This window comes from Pseudidiomarina fusca, assembly GCF_032227045.1.
In the GTDB taxonomy this organism is placed as follows: Bacteria; Pseudomonadota; Gammaproteobacteria; order Enterobacterales; family Alteromonadaceae; genus Pseudidiomarina; species Pseudidiomarina fusca.
In genome coordinates this window covers 288,604-306,002 of sequence record NZ_JANFPJ010000006.1, presented here as the reverse complement: position 1 = coordinate 306,002, position 17,399 = coordinate 288,604, and the positions used below count along the sequence as shown (strand labels likewise).

General features: G+C 49.3%; 11 protein-coding genes. 8 read left to right on the top strand and 3 right to left on the bottom strand.

All coding sequences use genetic code 11. From position 1 onward, the window contains the following. The first annotated feature begins 8 nt into the window (after positions 1-8). The 4 genes from NOG12_RS04725 to NOG12_RS04710 are packed head-to-tail and all read left to right on the top strand — an operon-like array spanning position 9 to position 3,757. Positions 9-1,280: a hypothetical protein gene (locus tag NOG12_RS04725; protein WP_313932546.1), complete on the top strand. Its 1,272-nt coding sequence runs from the start codon at positions 9-11 to the stop codon at positions 1,278-1,280. After that, complete coding sequence (locus NOG12_RS04720) at positions 1,280-2,008, top strand: hypothetical protein (protein WP_313932545.1); 729 nt, start codon at positions 1,280-1,282, stop codon at positions 2,006-2,008. Before NOG12_RS04725 ends, NOG12_RS04720 begins: the two co-directional genes overlap by 1 nt. Next, positions 1,962-3,173 carry a transglycosylase SLT domain-containing protein gene (locus NOG12_RS04715; protein ID WP_313932544.1) on the top strand — a complete coding sequence of 404 codons (1,212 nt, stop codon included), beginning with the start codon at positions 1,962-1,964 and terminating at the stop codon, positions 3,171-3,173. The genes NOG12_RS04720 and NOG12_RS04715 overlap by 47 nt, the downstream gene beginning before the upstream one ends. Further along, entirely contained in the window at positions 3,170-3,757 is a 588-nt protein-coding gene (locus NOG12_RS04710; protein WP_110076063.1) for a hypothetical protein, read from the top strand. Before NOG12_RS04715 ends, NOG12_RS04710 begins: the two co-directional genes overlap by 4 nt. 74 nt (positions 3,758-3,831) lie before the next feature. Here the strand turns inward: NOG12_RS04710 and NOG12_RS04705 are convergent, their stop codons facing one another. The 3 genes from NOG12_RS04705 to NOG12_RS04695 form a co-directional block, all read right to left on the bottom strand. After that, on the bottom strand, positions 3,832-4,134 hold the full coding sequence (locus NOG12_RS04705) for a helix-turn-helix domain-containing protein (protein WP_110076064.1): 303 nt from the start codon (positions 4,132-4,134) through the stop codon (positions 3,832-3,834). After that, positions 4,127-4,486 (bottom strand): type II toxin-antitoxin system RelE/ParE family toxin, encoded by a 360-nt coding sequence (locus tag NOG12_RS04700; protein WP_110076065.1) that lies wholly within the window; start codon positions 4,484-4,486, stop codon positions 4,127-4,129. The genes NOG12_RS04705 and NOG12_RS04700 overlap by 8 nt, the downstream gene beginning before the upstream one ends. 123 nt (positions 4,487-4,609) lie before the next feature. After that, complete coding sequence (locus NOG12_RS04695; protein WP_153825961.1) at positions 4,610-5,788, bottom strand: DcaP family trimeric outer membrane transporter; 1,179 nt, start codon at positions 5,786-5,788, stop codon at positions 4,610-4,612. Between the two features lie 372 nt (positions 5,789-6,160). On the opposite strand from NOG12_RS04695, the gene acs reads away from it, so the two are divergent. From acs to NOG12_RS04675, 4 genes are all read left to right on the top strand, one after another. Next, positions 6,161-8,104 (top strand): acetate--CoA ligase, encoded by a 1,944-nt coding sequence (gene acs, locus NOG12_RS04690; RefSeq protein ID WP_313932543.1) that lies wholly within the window; start codon positions 6,161-6,163, stop codon positions 8,102-8,104. A 92-nt stretch (positions 8,105-8,196) separates the two neighbouring features. Continuing rightward, positions 8,197-8,841: a response regulator transcription factor gene (locus tag NOG12_RS04685; protein ID WP_110076068.1), complete on the top strand. Its 645-nt coding sequence runs from the start codon at positions 8,197-8,199 to the stop codon at positions 8,839-8,841. 360 nt (positions 8,842-9,201) lie between these two features. Further along, on the top strand, positions 9,202-13,131 hold the full coding sequence (locus tag NOG12_RS04680) for a S8 family serine peptidase (protein ID WP_313932542.1): 3,930 nt from the start codon (positions 9,202-9,204) through the stop codon (positions 13,129-13,131). Between the two features lie 239 nt (positions 13,132-13,370). Next, positions 13,371-17,318, top strand: coding sequence for a S8 family serine peptidase (locus NOG12_RS04675; protein ID WP_313932541.1), 3,948 nt, complete (start codon positions 13,371-13,373; stop codon positions 17,316-17,318). The last annotated feature ends 81 nt before the right edge of the window (positions 17,319-17,399 follow it).

Below are 17,399 nucleotides of genomic sequence, written 5' to 3'. Positions count from 1 at the left end.
GACAAATTATGAAACATTCGTTGATTGCGGTGGTTATTAGCAGTGTGATGGGTTTGAGCTCAGCAGCTACCATGGCGCAAGATTTTGATTTAACCGACATGATGCCAGCGCGGCCAGGCCAAGCAGCGCCTACCAGCGGTGACTATGAAGTTAAAGACAATGTGGTGGTGGCCAACGATGAAGCCACAGCGGTGACCGTGGCGCACCAAAATCTGATGGAAAACACCCAAGATGGCGTGATGACCATCGCGGTAGGAAGCGGGATTGGGGTGTTATCTACAGGTTCGGCAAGTTATCAGTTGTTTGATAACCCAAATGCGAGCCTATTGAGCAAGCGTGCCGCCTACAACCAAGCGTTTTTGGTGGCTAAAAAAGGCTTAGTAGAGCACCAGAAAGGTGTGAACGTGGTTTGTAGTAACCTCGTGAGCATGAGCATGGACTTTATTGACAGCGGTACCGATGGTATGGGTAACGAATCTGTGAGTTCAGAAGAAGCTTGTAGCGAGTCGGTGAACGGCTCGGTGGCAGGTTACGTTACTTACGATGTGTTTGATGACGTGGACACCAAGCGGGTACGGGTGAGTGTGATTTCAACTCCAAAAACCCGTTCGATTATTCGTGACAACGTGGGTGCGTTGAATGTGGTGACCGACCCGAACGAAGTGTTCAAGCAAGTGGTAAGCGACATTCAAGATGGGGTGATGCCGCCGATGGGCGCTAAGGTATTAACTCATGCCAATACCGGCGAAGTGATTGTGATGGGCTTTGGTTCGTCAATTATTCGCCAGAATAGCAACCCACGGCTGGCTTCGCGTTTAGCCGATGCGGCCTTGCGTCAGTCGCAAACGCGGGCGCGCGCTGCCTTGTTAAGTACCATGCAAGGCGAAGAAGTGTACTGGCGTGGTAGCTTTGATGAAAGCCAAGTAGAGAGCACTGAGCAATTTACTTACGATGATCCGGTGTTGGCTGATCCTGAGAATGTTACTCGCTTAGAGCAAGATAAAGTGACTTTCTTAAACCAAATGCAGCAAAGCGATGACTACGGTACTTTGACCAAAGGCCAGTTACCGCCGGGAGTAGGTTTGCGTTCGTTTGTCTCTGAAGATGGCTTTTGGCAGTACACGGTGGCTGTGTATGCACCCTCATTAGAAGCTACGGCGCGGCAGAACGCCACTGATGCACCAGGGCAAGGCAAGTCTAATGCCCGTGGCGGATTGAACGAGCGTGCCAAGAACTCACAAGGCGCGTCTGGCAAAGTTAGCGATGAAGATAACTTGTAATGCTAGCCGCAGCTCATAAAGTTGGTGTGTTAGCGCTGCTAGCTGGGCTTAGCCTAGCTAGCTTTACGGCGATGGCGGCTGGTATGAACGAGCCGGCGCAGCAACGCCAAGGTGAGATCCTAAAAAGTAAGAATATGCCCGATGGCATGCTGCGCAATGCTTGTACCACCGCCATGCAAGCTGAGGACATGGCGCAGGTGAGAGCTCGTTTGGCGGAGCAGGTCGGTTTTGCGATAGACGAGCAGGTGGGTTACGTTGAAGCTGAGGTGACTAACTTTAAGCTGAGTAGCAACGCCGATGCGCATGTTTGTACGGGCATGGTGAGTATTACTGATATGCCTTTGAGTATTGCCGCTACGGCGGTACGTGCTGCTTGGGCGCAATACCCTGAGTTAACCCCAGAGCAGTTAAAACAGTTGTTACAGGTTGCCTTAAGCCATGGTGCGACTGCTGCTGATGGAGCTGCTCTGATTGCTAAATTGGCGCCTGCGCAACAGGGGTTGGCGTATGCCAAAGCCAACGTAGACTTAGCGGCGCTGCAATTGGATGATGCGCGCTTAGCGGTGGCCGAGTTGATGCTACAAGGCGGCGAGATCGCAACGGCCATGATGCTGGCTAACAGCTGTGGTAGCGTGGCCTGCAGAAAATTGCTGCCGCAAATCAAACAGGAGTTACGCGCGTATGAAGCGAAACAAGCGATGGACCTCAACAGCTACTTTGGCAACTAGCATGAAACCTACTGGTGCTTTACGCATGAGTGCGGTGGCCTTATTAGTGGCGGTGGCGATGCCAGGTGCGGTGTTGCACGGTCATGCCCAGCAAGCAGATTTTGAACGCTTTAAGCAGCAAAATAAGGCCCAGTTTGAGAAGTTTTCGGAGCAGCGCGAAGCTGAATTTCGAGCTTTTGTGAAACGCTGGCAAGATGCCGAAAAGAACTACGTAGAGCAGCTTAAAGAGCGCTGGAACGATGGCATGGTGTCGGGTAAAACCAAGTGGGTGAGCTACTCCGATGACCAAAGCCAGCGTACCATCATCGATTATGAAAATGACACGGTGACGGTGGAGTTTTTAGCCTCTGAGACGGCCGGTAAATCTGAGGCAGCAGTGCGCGCTGAGGCTGAACAAGTGTTAGCCAAAGCGACCGGAACCTCGTTAGCAGAAGCTGTGGCTAAAGATCCCATTCATGTGAATGCTGGGGTGAATCTAGCTCAGCTTAAAAATTCCCAGCAGATGCAGCAAAGTTCGTTGTTAGGCGGGGTGTCGGCGGCTGAGGTGAAGCAGCAGCCCGCGCAAGTAAAGCGCCAAGGCAAGACCACCTCGGTGACCATTCAATTGCCCACGAAAGTGAGCAGTGAACGGGCGCAACGGATGTTTCCGATTGCTGAAAAATATGCCATGCAACGCGGTTTGCCGGTTGAATTGGTGATGGCGATTATGCACACTGAGTCGAGTTTTAATCCGTTGGCGCGGTCGCCGATTCCTGCTTTTGGATTGATGCAAATTGTGCCTACCTCGGCGGGCCGTGATGTGACTGAGTTTTTAACCGGGCAGCAACGGGTGTTATCAGCGGAATACTTGTATGACCCTGAGCAAAATGTGCAGGCTGGTACCGTGTATTTGCATCTGCTTGGTAACAGGTACTTTAAGCAGGTGGAAGATCCCGTGAGCCGAATGTATTTGGCGATTGCGGCCTACAATACGGGGCCAGGTAACGTGAGTTTGGCGATGGCCCAAACGAAATCGCTGAGCGATGCGGCGCAGCGAGCTAATGGCATGAGCGCAGCAGCTGTGTATGAGCATTTGATGCAACATTTGCCGGCTACTGAAACCAAGAATTATCTGCGCAAAGTTGTGCAGCGACAGCAGTTTTATAAAGAGGAATTACAATCATGAACAAACACTCTAAAGTTTTACAATTGGCGTTAGCCGGTGCTGTAGCTGCCACCTTAGCGGCTTGTAGTTCTAATGATGGCGCGCAAACCATGCGCGAGGTAACTAAAAACGAAACGGATAATGCGCCTAGCTGGGTGTTTTTGCCGGAAGTAGAAGGAGCTCTTGCGAGCTCTCAGTGCGTGCAGTGGAGTGGCCAGATGCAAGTGGACCGGGCCCAAGTGATCGCGGCCGCACGTGCTGATTTGGCGCAACAAATTCGCACTCGCGCAGCGGTGTTAGATAAGTCTGTCAGCGCTAAAACCATTGAGGGCGTGAGCGCCATGGTGAGCAGTAGTTTTGCGCAAGCTAGCACCCAATTAAGCTCTGAAGTACTTGAGGGAGCGATTCCGAAAGAAGTGACTTTGGCGCAAATTGATGGCCAAAAACAGCTGTGTGCGTTGGTTGCGTTAGAACAGCCAGAAGAAGTCTTTAACCAGATGGTGGGCATGAGTGGCATGCAATTAGACCCAACCTCTGAGCAGGCTTTGTTTGAACAATTTATGATTGAGAAAACCAAAGCTGAATTAGAAGAGATGCTGAAGTAATTCACCTATTTGTTGATACAAATAAAAAGGCAACGCGATAATGGCGTTGCCTTTTTTGATTTGAAGTTTATCGCTTACAAGCTAAATTGGTGATGGCTCCCGTCAGGAAGTTCAATATCCACTTTTAAATGAGCACCACAAGCTTCGATATATTTTTTTAAGCTAGATAACTTAATATCGGCTCCAGTTTTTTCCATACCTGCTACCGTGGGTTGTTTAATTCCCATAGAGTTTGCTAGATCAACTTGGGTTTTATTAACCAGCTTCCTGATCTCACTTAGCCGAATAGTTAGCAGCATAGCATCAGCCTTCTTGCTGGCTCTTGCAATGAGCTCTGGTTTTTCGTTGGCTATTAATTGCTCGAGTGTTCTAGCCATTGTCTTTCTGCCCCATAGCGATTAAATGTCGAGTAAACTCTTGGTCTGCTGTCGCGATCATCGTTTGATAAAAAAGCCGAGTGTTGCGGTTTTTATGCGCTGCACACAAGATAATCGCCGTTCGGCTTAGATCAAATGCAAAACAGACCCTGATGGGCTTACCTTTTGATTGAATTCGTAATTCTTTAAGATTGCTGTGAACAGAACCATATAAAGTATCTGCATAAGGTCTCGACAGAAAAGGTCCTTCACTTTGCAATAGAAGCAACGAAGCGATAACGTTTTCTTTGTCTGTATCATCTAATGCATCAAACCAAGCATCAAACCTATCCGTAGTTCGTATTGTCCACATGATTAACATCCTTGTTTTATAGGTTTTAGCCTATATATCAACATTGGAGTTGTCAAGTGACGAAATAGAAAAAGGCAACGCGATAATGCGTTGCCTTTTTTGATTTGAAGTTCTAAAGGGCTGTTAGAACGAATACATGGCCATGAATTGGAGACGGGTTAGGTCACCATCAAGGTTGTTGGCTGTTTCACGAGTGGCGCGTGAGATTTCGGCACCAAAGGTGAGTTTTTTGTCAACAGAGTGCATGACGTTGACGCCAAAACGTTGGGTGTAATCGGTGGCACTTGAGGTTTCGAGATTATCGGTATTATCGGCCCAGCCGCGGCTGAAGACGAAGTTAGAGCGGGTTTTCTCGTTCCAGTTGTGGCGATAGGCCAAGGTTACGCCCATTACATCCAGTGCTTCTAGGCTGCCATCGCTGGCAATGTAAGCACCGTTGAAGGTGTTTAGACCCATGTAACGACCAACGCCAGAGCCGGCAGTAAAGGAGGCACGAATGTCGTTACCATTGCCGAGGCTGTATTTAGCACCAAAAGTGACACCGTAACCAGCTACGGTTTCATCATCGCCGTCACCGTCAATGTCATGTGCTAATTGACGCACTAAACCAGCAACGCTGTAGCTGAAGTTATCGCTTTTACCGGTGTACTTCATGGTCAGGTCTGGCATGATGCCTTCAGAGGTGGCCAAGCGTGATACTGCCCCGGTGCCAGAAACAAGGCTAACTGTGGTTTCTGGGTTTTCTAGGGAGAAGCTCAGGTTACCTTGGGTGTAGCGTACTTGTGGCTGGCGCATAAACACTATGCCGTCGGTAGCACCGATAAAGTCAACGGATTCAGGAAAAACGCTCAGATCTAGGAAGTTGGACCAGGTGTGGCCAATGGTCCAGTTCTTGTACTTCAAGAAAGCGTGACGTAAACGCGGCGCGTACGAGTTAGAAATACGCTCGTCACCACTAGGCACCGTCAAAAAATCGATTTCAATACGACCGGTGATGGTTTCGCCGTTTTCTAAGCCCTGTTTCACATCAAACCAAAAGCGTGATTGGCGCGCATGAAAGTCGGTGACAGCATCGTCACCTCGACCACCTACTGGGGTTAGGCTAGGAATATAGAACTGGCGACCGATGTTTTTGTCGCTACCAGAGCCGGCTGAACCATCCGAATAATCAGATATCATGGCATCAAGTTTTACGTAGCCACCGAATGACCATTCGGGGCCCTCTGCGGCTTGGGCATTGAATGCCAATCCGCTGAGTACTGCACCGGCAATCAGCGATTTGGTTAGAGTTTTATGCAGCATTGCTGTGCTCCTTGTTGTTCTTAAAATAAAGTTCGTATTGAGATGTCGGCTATTAGATATCAGCTACACTTTTAATTTGTTGTGTTACATCAAGCTAATATCAGCAATCTTTGACGCTGGCACTCTTAAGTTATAGTCAATAGCAGGATGGGTGATTTATCAATCTAGACTATGGTCTAATGGCTTCGCAGCCCCGAATAAATGAAGGTAGGGGCATTGAAAAACATAATAACAAGAGCGCTATTAGCTATTAGCTATTAGATATTAGCTATTAGAGAACGCCCATCGCGGACCAATATCAAATAGCCAATAGCTAATGACGATGTCGCAGTTCAATAGCCAGTGACGATTTCGCAGTTGAAAGGAGGTTTTATGCAACATGACTTATATAAAGTGCCGGCGGATGCCAAAGCGCGGGCGCTGATTGATAACGACCAATACCTCGCCATGTATCAGCAAAGTGTTGATGATGCAGAGGGTTTTTGGCGTGAGCAGGGGCAACGGATCAGTTGGTTTAGCCCTTACAGCAAAGTTAAAAACACCAGTTTTGCACCGGGCAACGTGAGCATAAAGTGGTTTGAAGATGGTACTTTGAACGCCTGTTACAACTGTGTCGACCGCCACTTAGCTGAGCGCGGTGACAAAACCGCGATTATTTGGGAAGGCGATGACCCGTCCGTTAGTAATGAAATCAGCTACAAGCAGTTACACGCGGAAGTATCGCGGTTTGCCAATGGCTTGAAAAAATTAGGTGTAGCGAAAGGCGATCGGGTAGCTATCTATATGCCGATGGTGCCTGAAGCGGCCTATGCGATGTTGGCGTGTGCCCGTATTGGTGCAGTGCATACGGTTATTTTTGGTGGCTTCTCGCCAAATGCGATTGCGGACCGAGTAAACGACTGTGGCGTAAAAGTGATTGTTACTGCTGACGAAGGTCGTCGTGGTGGCAAAGCGACCCCACTAAAAGCCAACGTTGATGAGGCGTTGCGTAATGGCAAGTGCCCGACGGTAGAGCATGTGGTCGTGGCCAAGGTTACCCATGGTGAGGTGGACTGGCACGATGACCGCGATGTGGCGTGGGACCAGCTGGTGAAAGATGTGCCGGCTGAGTGCCAACCAGAAGTGATGAATGCTGAAGACCCGCTGTTTATTCTGTATACCTCAGGTTCAACGGGTAAGCCTAAAGGGGTGTTACACACCACCGGTGGCTACATGGTTTATGCGTCGATGACGCATCAGTATGTGTTTGACTATCATGAAGATGATGTTTATTGGTGTGCGGCCGATGTGGGCTGGATCACGGGCCATAGCTACATTGTTTATGGACCCTTAGCCAACGGTGCTACCACCTTAATCTTTGAAGGTTTGCCAACTTACCCAGGCGTGGGGCGTATTGGCGAAGTGATTGATAAACATAGTGTGACTATTTTATATACTGCACCTACTGCGATCCGTGCGTTGATGGCGAAGGGTACTGCTGCGGCTGAAACCTCAACGCGTAAATCATTGCGCACCATGGGCTCAGTGGGTGAACCCATTAACCCAGAAGCCTGGGAGTGGTATTACAAAGTGATTGGCGATAGCCGCTGCCCGATTGTTGATACTTGGTGGCAGACTGAAACGGGCGGTATCATGATCACGCCATTGCCAGGTGCGACTGATTTGAAACCAGGTTCAGCAACACGGCCGTTCTTTGGCGTGAAACCATCCTTGGTGGATGCTGATGGTAAGGTGCTAGAGGGCGCCGTTGAGGGTAACTTGGTTATTCTTGATTCATGGCCGGGCCAAGCCCGTACTTTGTGGGGTGACCACGAGCGCTTTGAACAGACTTATTTCTCAGCTTATAAGAACATGTACTTTACCGGTGACGGCGCGCGTCGTGACGAAGACGGTTACTTCTGGATCACCGGTCGAGTTGATGATGTCTTGAACGTATCCGGCCACCGTTTAGGTACCGCCGAAATTGAGTCGGTGTTGGTTGAGCATCCGAAGATTTCTGAAGCGGCTGTGGTGGGTTATCCGCACGACGTGAAAGGGCAGGGCATCTATGTGTATGTGTCGGCCATGGCTGGTACTGAGGTAACGGATGAGCTGACCAAAGAGGTACGCGACTGGGTACGTAAAGAGCTTAGCCCAATTGCAACGCCAGACTTTATTCATTGGACAGCAGACTTACCTAAGACCCGTTCAGGTAAGATCATGCGGCGTATTTTGCGTAAGATTGCCGCCAATGAGTTTGAAAACTTGGGGGATACCTCTACCCTTGCTGACCCTGGCGTGGTAGATTCGTTAATTCAAAACCGCTTGAATAAATAATAATTATAGCGGTACCGGATGAACGAATAACGATGCAATGTGCCACCTAACTCCCGTAGCTAGGTGGCTTAGCATTGCCGCGGGAAGCTAGTATGGCCAAATTTTTGATTGCGGACGATCACCCGTTGTTTCGGGAGGCATTACAAGGGGCATTAGCCAATCATTATCCAGAGTTACAGTTGCGAGAGGCCGGCGATTTAGACGCGACCTTAGCGGCGCTGCAACAAGATGATGACTTAGATCTGCTGTTACTGGATTTACACATGCCAGGTAGCGGAGACTTGTATGGATTGATTCGTATTCGAGAAGACTTTCCGTTGTTACCGGTGGCGATCATTTCAGGCTCTGAAGACGCTGCTGTGATTGCTAAATGCATTGGTTTTGGTGCGCTTGGATTTATTCCGAAATCGTTACCCTCGGCGCAGATTGCGGAAGCCATTGATGCCATTTTACAAGGCGATACTTGGGTACCGAACGAGGTACGCGGTCGTCTTGATTCTATTACCGATGAAGATCAAGAGTTAGCTAAGAAAGTGGCTGACTTAACTCCCCAGCAATATCGTGTGCTGTTTTTGCTACACGAAGGCTTACTCAACAAGCAAATTGCATATCAGCTGAATATTACCGAAGCTACTGTGAAAGCGCATATCACCGCGATTTTTCGTAAGCTAGGTGTGTATAGCCGTACCCAAGCGGTGTTGCTAGCAGAGCGGTTGCAGTTAGAACCTAATCATTAAGTACTAACGGGCAGCTTGGCTGATGACTTCCTTGTTGCTGCTCGTTGTAAGCTAGCCTGCGACATTATGCCGCTATGGTCTATACGCATCCAGCAACATTTTATTAACCTTTGTTTTCAATAAAACGCACACTGCTGGTGCATTTAGGCTGGCTGTTTTCTGCTCAGACGCTGCTTAAAATGTAAGCTTCCTTTATTTGTAAGGAATGCAGAGGTGGTCATACCTCTATGATTTACCTGGTTATTTATTTCGAGCGATAGCGAATTATACTCTGCTCATATAACAAACGACTGCGTTATAAAATGATTAATAAGCTGTTACAGTTTGATACTTCTCTAACAACAATAAATGGGAAGTTACATGACAACGACAAGACGTATTCGCTGGTCGAGTATTGCACTGGCTGTTGCTGCCGCTACGGGAGTATCAACGCTTGCTGCACAAGACCTCTATTCTTCACCAAGCCAACCTAAAGTAACCGAGCAAAGTGCCAAGCCGATTGCTAACAAAGCGTTACTGAAAAAAGCCGCGGCTAAACAGGGCGCCAAACAATCCAGCCGGTACCTGATTGAATTAGAGCAAGCCCCTGTTGCGACCTACAAAGGTGGTATCGCAGGTTATGCGGCTACTTCAGCGAAAGTGACAGGTGCCGAGCAATTGAACGCTAACAACGGTGCTGCACGTGCTTATGCAAATTACTTGCGTACGCAGCAGCAACAGGTGTTGGCTGCAGCCATGCAACGGGTACCTGGATTACAGGCGCAATCGCAGTTAACCTTAACTTTTAACGGGATTGTGGTGGAGCACCAAGGCGCAGGCGATTTAAGCCGGCAGTTGCGTGATATTCCTGGCGTGAAAGCAGTGCATAAAGATTATGAAGTAGAAGTGCACATGGACTCTTCTAATTCATTGATTAATAGCGAAAGTGCTTGGGCACTATTGGGTGGTCAAGAGGCTGCTGGTAAGGGCATCAACGTTGCTATTATCGACACCGGTATTGATTTTGCACATCCGATGTTTGCTGATAATGGTCATGATCCGATCGCGGTTAGCCCAGGTGATGACTACTGTGCCACCAACGTTGAGATCTGTAATGACAAGATTGCCGTAGCGCGTTTCTTTGATGCACCAAGCAGTGTTCACCCTGAAGAATTTATGGATTCGCCGCAGGATATGAACGGCCACGGTTCGCACGTTGCTGGTACTGCGGCTGGTAACCCAGTAAGCGCCACCATCGATGGCGTGGGTTTAAACTTTTCTGGTGTGGCACCAGGCGCAAACTTATTGGTTTATAAAGCGCTTTGGAATACCTCGGATGGCCGTGGTTCAGGTTTGACCATCAGTTTGGCTGAAGCGCTCGAAGCCGCAGCGGCTGATGGTGCTGATGTTATCAACAACTCATGGGGCGGTGGCGCTGGCGGGCATCCTGCAAGCAGTTATTACACGCCTATCATGCAGTCGCTCGATGAAATGGGCGTGGTGACCGTGACTTCGGCTGGTAACTCGGGCCCTGGCCCAACTACCGTGGGTTGTCCGGGTTGTATTGAAGAAACCATTACGGTAGCTAGTACCCAAACGGGGCGGATTTTTGCTAACCAAGTGAACGTGACTGGCTTTGACCCTATTTCAGCGCAATTAGGTAACGGTGCGTTTAGTGTGGTTGAGCCGATTACGGCTGAACTGTTACCGGCGCTTGAAGTAGACGAAGCAGCCTTTGAAGCTTGTGAACCTTTTGCAGAAAATGCTTTTGCCGGCAAGATTGCGATGGTGAGCCGTGGTACTTGTTCGTTTGAGCAAAAAGCCAATACAGTACAGGCTGCTGGTGCAGTAGGTATGATTGTTTACAACAACGCCGAAGGTACCATTTTAATGGGCATGGGCGCGGCAACCTTGCCTAGTATTTCTATTACCCAAGCTGCGGGGCAAGCGATTTTAGCGGCCTATGACGTGGGTATGGAAGCCACTATCAATCCAAATACAGTGCAAGTGATTGATGCCAATGTGGATGCTTTATCTGACTTCAGTTCGCGCGGTCCGAATGGCGACCCAAACATGCTGAAACCAGAAATTGCTGCACCAGGTTCGGATATTTTATCTGCGGCACCGGGTCAAGGCTTTGCCATGATGAGCGGTACCTCAATGGCTGGTCCTCATGTAGCAGGTGCTGCGGCGCTAGTGATGGCTAACTACCCTGAATTAGCACCGCAACAAGTTAAGTCGATTCTGATGACTTCAAGTGCCGCTGGCGTGCGCAAAGAAGACACAGTGACGCTGGCAGACCCGTTTGATGTGGGTGCTGGTCGGTTAGATTTAGCAACCGCCATGGAAACTGGGGTGACCTTTGATGTGGCTAGTTTTGCGCATCCTATGTGTGTGAATGAGTGTCAGTTTGACCGCACCATCACCAGCTTAGCTGATGCTGAAACCGTGTGGAACGTCAGCGCGGAATTTGCTGACGCTGGCATGAGTGTTGAGCTACCAGCAACAGTGACGTTGGCTGCCGGCGAAACCCTCGACTTTGATGTGACCTTTAACGGTAGCTTGGCTGAGCCGGGTTGGCAGTTCGGTACCATCACCTTAACCGACGCGAGTGGCACCTTTGCTGATGCACGCTTGCCGGTAGCGGTTTATGCTGAGTTATCTACGGATTCGAGCGTATTAACCTCTGGTATTACCGCCGGTGAGATTGCTGCAGGCCAGGCGATGACTGCAACCATGCTAGCACGCATGGGTGATAGTGCTGAACCAGTCACCATGGTGGCGCAGTTCCCGCAAGATGAAAGCTTTGTGATTGATGCTGAATCTTTGGCAGTAACTGAAGTCGGTACCACGGCGAGCGAATGGGATTTCAATACAGAAACTCGTACCTTTACCTGGACTGGCGACCAAACCGATGATCCAGCTGTTACCACCATTGCAGCAGCAGGAGAAAGCTTCCCATTTGCTGGTCTGAGCTTAGATGACTTACAAGCTGCCGACATTGGCCACGAGAAGCTCTGCGTTGAAGGTTGTGATGAGGTGACAATCTCATTTGACCTCAGTGAGCTTGACGACGAAACCTATTGGACTTTAGATGGGGTGAACTACTCAGGCCTGGTGATGTGGGAAAACGGTGTCGTGGAGATGGGTGAAAACCGCGCGATATATACTTTCATAAATCAAGATCTGCCGAATCCAAGTTCACCGAACGGTATCGTTGCGCCATTCTGGGCTGACTACCAGGTGTTTGCTGAGGATGGTGAGTTACGTTATAGCTTAATTAACACCACCGATGGTACTCGCTACTTGATTTTAGAGTGGTACAACGTGCGTAACTGGAACGATCCAACTGGCCCATCTTATACCTTTAACGCATGGTTTGAGCTGAACACCGATAAAGTGTACGTGAACTTTATTGATGTGAACCAAGGCGAAGCGCCAGATGGTGGGGCGGTGATTGGTCTGGAAAATATCGACGGTACCGCCGGTGGTTCTAACTACATCGCCACCGCAGATTTACCAGCTAATGGTTCTGCCCTTGAAATGAGCTTGTTAGCAGGTACTCCAGCGCAGTTGCAAGTAGATGTTGAGGTGAGCGTAAGTGACTTTGGTGATGTAGCGGCAATGGCTACAGAAACCGGTCATAACACCGCTGTTACGGTTGACTTAAGCGAAGCCGTAGGTGAAATGGAGCGCGATTTTGCAACCTTGCTTAGCGTGACCAGTGGTGATCGTGCGGCAGAAGCGGTCTTGCCAATTAAAATCAAACCTGAAGGCACCTTAGCACCTGCAGTTACTGCAGCGCCAGAGCATGGTAGCGTCAGCTTTGATGGCATGGTCGCGACTTACACGCCAGAGGGTGGTTTTGCTGGTACCGATAGCTTTAGCTTCCATATGGTGGATGAAGCGGGTGCAACGTCGGCTAGCAATACTGTGACTGTCACTTTAACCAATACAGCCCCAGTAGCGGCAGCCACGGCACCTGCGTCAGCTGAATTTGAAGCTACCGTACAGCTAGATGCCTCAGGCTCTTCGGACGCTGATGGTGATACTTTGAGCTACAGCTGGAGCCAGACCAGTGGCCCAAGTGTTAGCTTAACTAACGCCAGCCAAGCGATTGCTAGCTTTGTGGTGCCGGGCCTTGAAGAAGATACTAACGTGAGCTTCACAGTCACTGTATCTGATGGCATGGCCAGCAGCGAAGAAACCGTAACTATGGAACTGAAAGCCGAACCTAAATCAAGCAGCTCGTTTGCTTGGTGGTTAAGCTTACTGGCGTTGCCATTGGTATGGTTACGTCGCCGTAAATAACATGTAAACTTTGTTTGTTGTGTAAGCGGCACTCCTTAGCGGGTGCCGTTTTTTTATGCAAACTGAATAAGTTAGCAGCAGCTCGTACAAGGGTGTGGCTATGACATGTGTCAGTACGGTTACAAATACTTACAATTACAAATTTATATTTGTTCAAATGTGAATTAATTGTGTTAATTTCTACCTTGTGACTTTTTCAATAAAGTCCGCTTTCTTATTACAAAAACAAGGTAGATAACATGAGCAGAACTCTCCATACCCGCTGGTCTGCAATTGCATTAGCAGTAGCAACAGCAACGGGCTTGGGCGTGGCGACCGCACAGGACGTGCAATCGTTAGCAGTCGACCTTCAGCCGCACGAAGAAGCGCTGAAAGTTGAAAAACGTGCACGCCAAACAAGCATTATTTCCAGCCAGAACAAACGTGCTAGCACGCGTTATTTGATTGAGTTTGAAGATGCTCCAGTAGCGACCTATAAAGGCGGCGTTGCTGGCTTTGCAGCAACTTCAGCAGCGGCAACCGGCGCTGCTACACTGAGCATGAAGACCAAGCCAGTACAAGATTACCAAAGCTATTTGGTGCAGCGTCAAAACCAAATGCTAAGCCAAATGAGTGCTCGCGCGCCAGGGCTGAAAGCGAAGAAGAATCTAACCGTAACCTTAAACGGTATGATCGTAGATTATGCTGGTGGCGATTTAGCGGCCCAGTTACGTGGCATGCCGGGCGTCAAAGCTGTGCATCGTGATACCGAGATGCGGTTAAAAACTGACGTATCACCAGCATTGATTAATGCGGATGATGTGTGGGGCATGTTAGGTGGCCAGGACCGCGCCGGTGAAGGTATCAATATTGCAATTATTGATAGCGGTATTGATAGTTCGCATCCGATTTTTGCCGATAACGGGCATAGTCGTCCAGAAGGTCTACCTACTGACGATTATTGTGCAGTAACCGATCCTACTTTCTGTAACGACAAAGTTGTGTTGGCGCGGGTCTATGACCCATTTGACCCAGAAGATATCAGCGAAGATGAAATCTTAGATTCACCGCAAGATACCGATGGCCACGGTAGCCACGTTGCTGGTACTGCTGCTGGTAACCCGTTAAGTATTAACCTTAATGGCTTAGCGGTAAACGTCACCGGTATAGCGCCGGGCGCTAACATCATGGCTTACAAAGCCTTGTTTACCACGTTAGATGGCGTGGGTTCTGGTTCGTCATTAAGCCTTGCCGCAGCCCTTGAAGATGCTGCAGCCGATGGCGCTGATGTTATCAATAATTCATGGGGTGGTGGTGCTGGTGGCAACCCTGCCAACAGTGCGTATCGCACTATCATGACTAGCCTGCAAGAAATGGGCGTAGTTACCGTTACTGCTGCTGGTAATGATGGCCCTGGCCCAAATACCATTGGTTGCCCAGGTTGTGTGGAAGATACCATCAGCGTAGCTAGCACCCAGCATGGTCGTCAGTTTGGTAACAACATTGAATTGGAAGGTTTTTATCCGATCACAGCGTTACCAGGTAACTACGATAATGGCTATACCCTAGATGAACCGGTAACCGGTGGATGGTTACCAGTATCGCAAATTAGCGAAACCAACTTGTTGGCTTGTGCGCCTTATGAAGCAGGTTCGCTTGAAGGTGCGATTGCCATGGTACCGCGAGGCGAGTGTAGCTTTGCTGAGAAAGCCGCGAGCGTACAAGCCGCAGGTGCAGTAGGTATGATTGTGTATAACAATGCTGCCGGTACCATTTCGATGAATATGGCTGAAGCCACCTTGCCGGCAGTGTCTATCACTCAAGCTATTGGTGAGCAGTTAGAGACTTTGTACGAGCCGGGCTTAACGGTGAGCTTGAATCCGTTTGAAGCTTGGGTTGTGCCAGCTAACGTAGATGCGGTATCAGGCTTTAGTAGCCGTGGTCCGAACGGTGACTCGAACGTGTTGAAGCCTGATTTGGCAGCACCAGGTTCAAGCATCCTGTCATCATTGCCAGGTGGGGAGTTTAACCTGCTGAGCGGTACTTCAATGGCGAGCCCACACGTGGCTGGTGCTGCGGCCTTGTTGTTAGCTAATAATCCAGAGCTAACGCCGGCGCAGGTAAAATCGGTACTGATGACGTCAGGTGTTCGTGCGGTGACCAAAGAAGACACGCAAACTGCAGCGGATCCGTTTGATATTGGTGGTGGTCGTATTGATGTACTGAATGCCACTCGTGTAGCAGTAGCGCTAGATACAGCGAGTATTGCCAATAACTTCTGTAAAGATGTGTGTTCGTTCACTCGCCAAATCACCAGTTTGGTGGGCGAAGAAACTGTGTGGAACGTAAGCGCTAGCTTCAACGACAGCGCAGTGACTGCAACTTTCCCTGAAACTGTGACTATTGCTGGCGGCGATGCTGCTGAATTAGGCGTAGAAATCGATATTTCAGCAAGTGCTGGTGGCTGGCAGTTCGGTACTTTAACGCTAACTCACAATGCCGGTGACTATGCTCCAGTAAATGTGCCAATCGCGGTGTTTGCTGAAGAAATGGCACCGGTAGGTTCAATCGGTGGCTCTATCGGTGACGCTGATACCGGAACCACCAATACGCCACTGAACTTCAGCATGACCGGTCGTTTAGGTACCCTTGAAGGGGCTAATGTGACTTTGTCGGCGCAGTTGCCAGTAGAAGGCGTGACCATTGATGAAGCTACGTTGGTAGAAACGGAAGTAGGTTCAGTAGCTAGCGAAAAAGGCTTAAATACTGAGACTAATACCTATACCTGGACTGGGGTACAAACCAATGCTCCTGCTGAGTTAGAACTGACCATATTAAGCGGCGGTTTTGCCGGTGCAACCTTGGATCAATTAGGTGTTACAAATTATCAAACCTTCTGTAACGAAGCGCCTGGCTGTGATGAAACTCGCATCAATATCCCGTTAGGTAACTTAAGCTTTGTGTTCGATGGCGTTGAGTACAACAACATCGTGATGTGGTCGAACGGTATTATTGAGATTGGTGAGTCTCGCGTTGAATCTACGTATCTACTGTCGTTTATTCCTGATCCAACTGCTCCAAACGGTGTCTTAGCACCATTCTGGGCGGATATGGTGGTGAATCAAAATGTTAACGTAGGCGGTGAATTGCGTATCGCTGTGGTTAATGCGGGTGTACCTTATTTGGTGATGGAATGGGTGAACGTATCTGAATATGACGAAGCTGGTTCTTCGTATACCTTTAGTGCTTGGGTAGCGTTAGATGATTCAGCCGACGTGATGTTTAACTACGTGGACGTGAATGGTCAGGCTCCAGCTGCTGCGTTAGCGGGTGGTGTTGAAACCATGGATGGCACCGGTGGTGGCTTTATCTATGTCGGTGGTACCGAATTCGGCGGTGATTTAGCTGGCAGCATGCCGCAAGATGGTTGGTTAGTACAAGCTAATCTAGTACCGGGTGAAGCCGCAGAAGTAAGCGCAAGCTTTGACTTCAGCGTGTCTAACTTTGGTGCAGTTGGCGCTGGCGAAGCTAGTGGTCTGCACAGCCGTGCTATCACTGTTGACTTAACCGAAGCGGTAGGTACGCCAAGCCGTGAGGTCGTAGCTATGCTTGCTGCGAGCACCGACGAAGGCGAAGTAACAGACATGGTTCCTGTAACTATCAGCCCAGATGGCGCGTTAACAGTTGAAATCGTTGACCAGCCAGCGAATGGTACGGTTGAGCTAGACGGCATGACCGCAACCTACACCCCAGCGGCAGGCTTTGTTGGCGACGATAGCTTTACTTATCGTGCAGTGGACGAGTCTGGTGCGGTATCTGATGCAGGAACTGTAACCGTTGCGGTGACTAACACCAACCCAACAGCTACTGTGACTGGGGTAACTGAACCGAAAGCGGAAGGTGATGAGATTACCTTGTCAGTCTCTGCATCTGATGCGGATGGCGATAGCCTGACTTATCAATGGGAAGTGATTAGCGGCCCTGCGGTAACCTTAGGTAGCGCAACCGGTAGTTCAGTCACCCTTACTGCGCCGTACGTAGAAACTGAGCAAACCTTGCAATTGCAAGTAACTGTGAGTGATGGTGCAGGCTCGGTAGTACGTCCTACCTCGGTTAAAATTGTACCACCGAAGAGCAGCAGTGCCTTTGGCTGGTGGCTAACCCTGTTAGCATTACCTTTGGTATGGGCTCGTCGTCGCACTAGCTAAGTGACTCGAGTGTAAAGATTGAAACGGCGATAGCTTTCTATCGCCGTTTTTTTTAGAGTAGAGGTTAAGCTAATGTTGCTT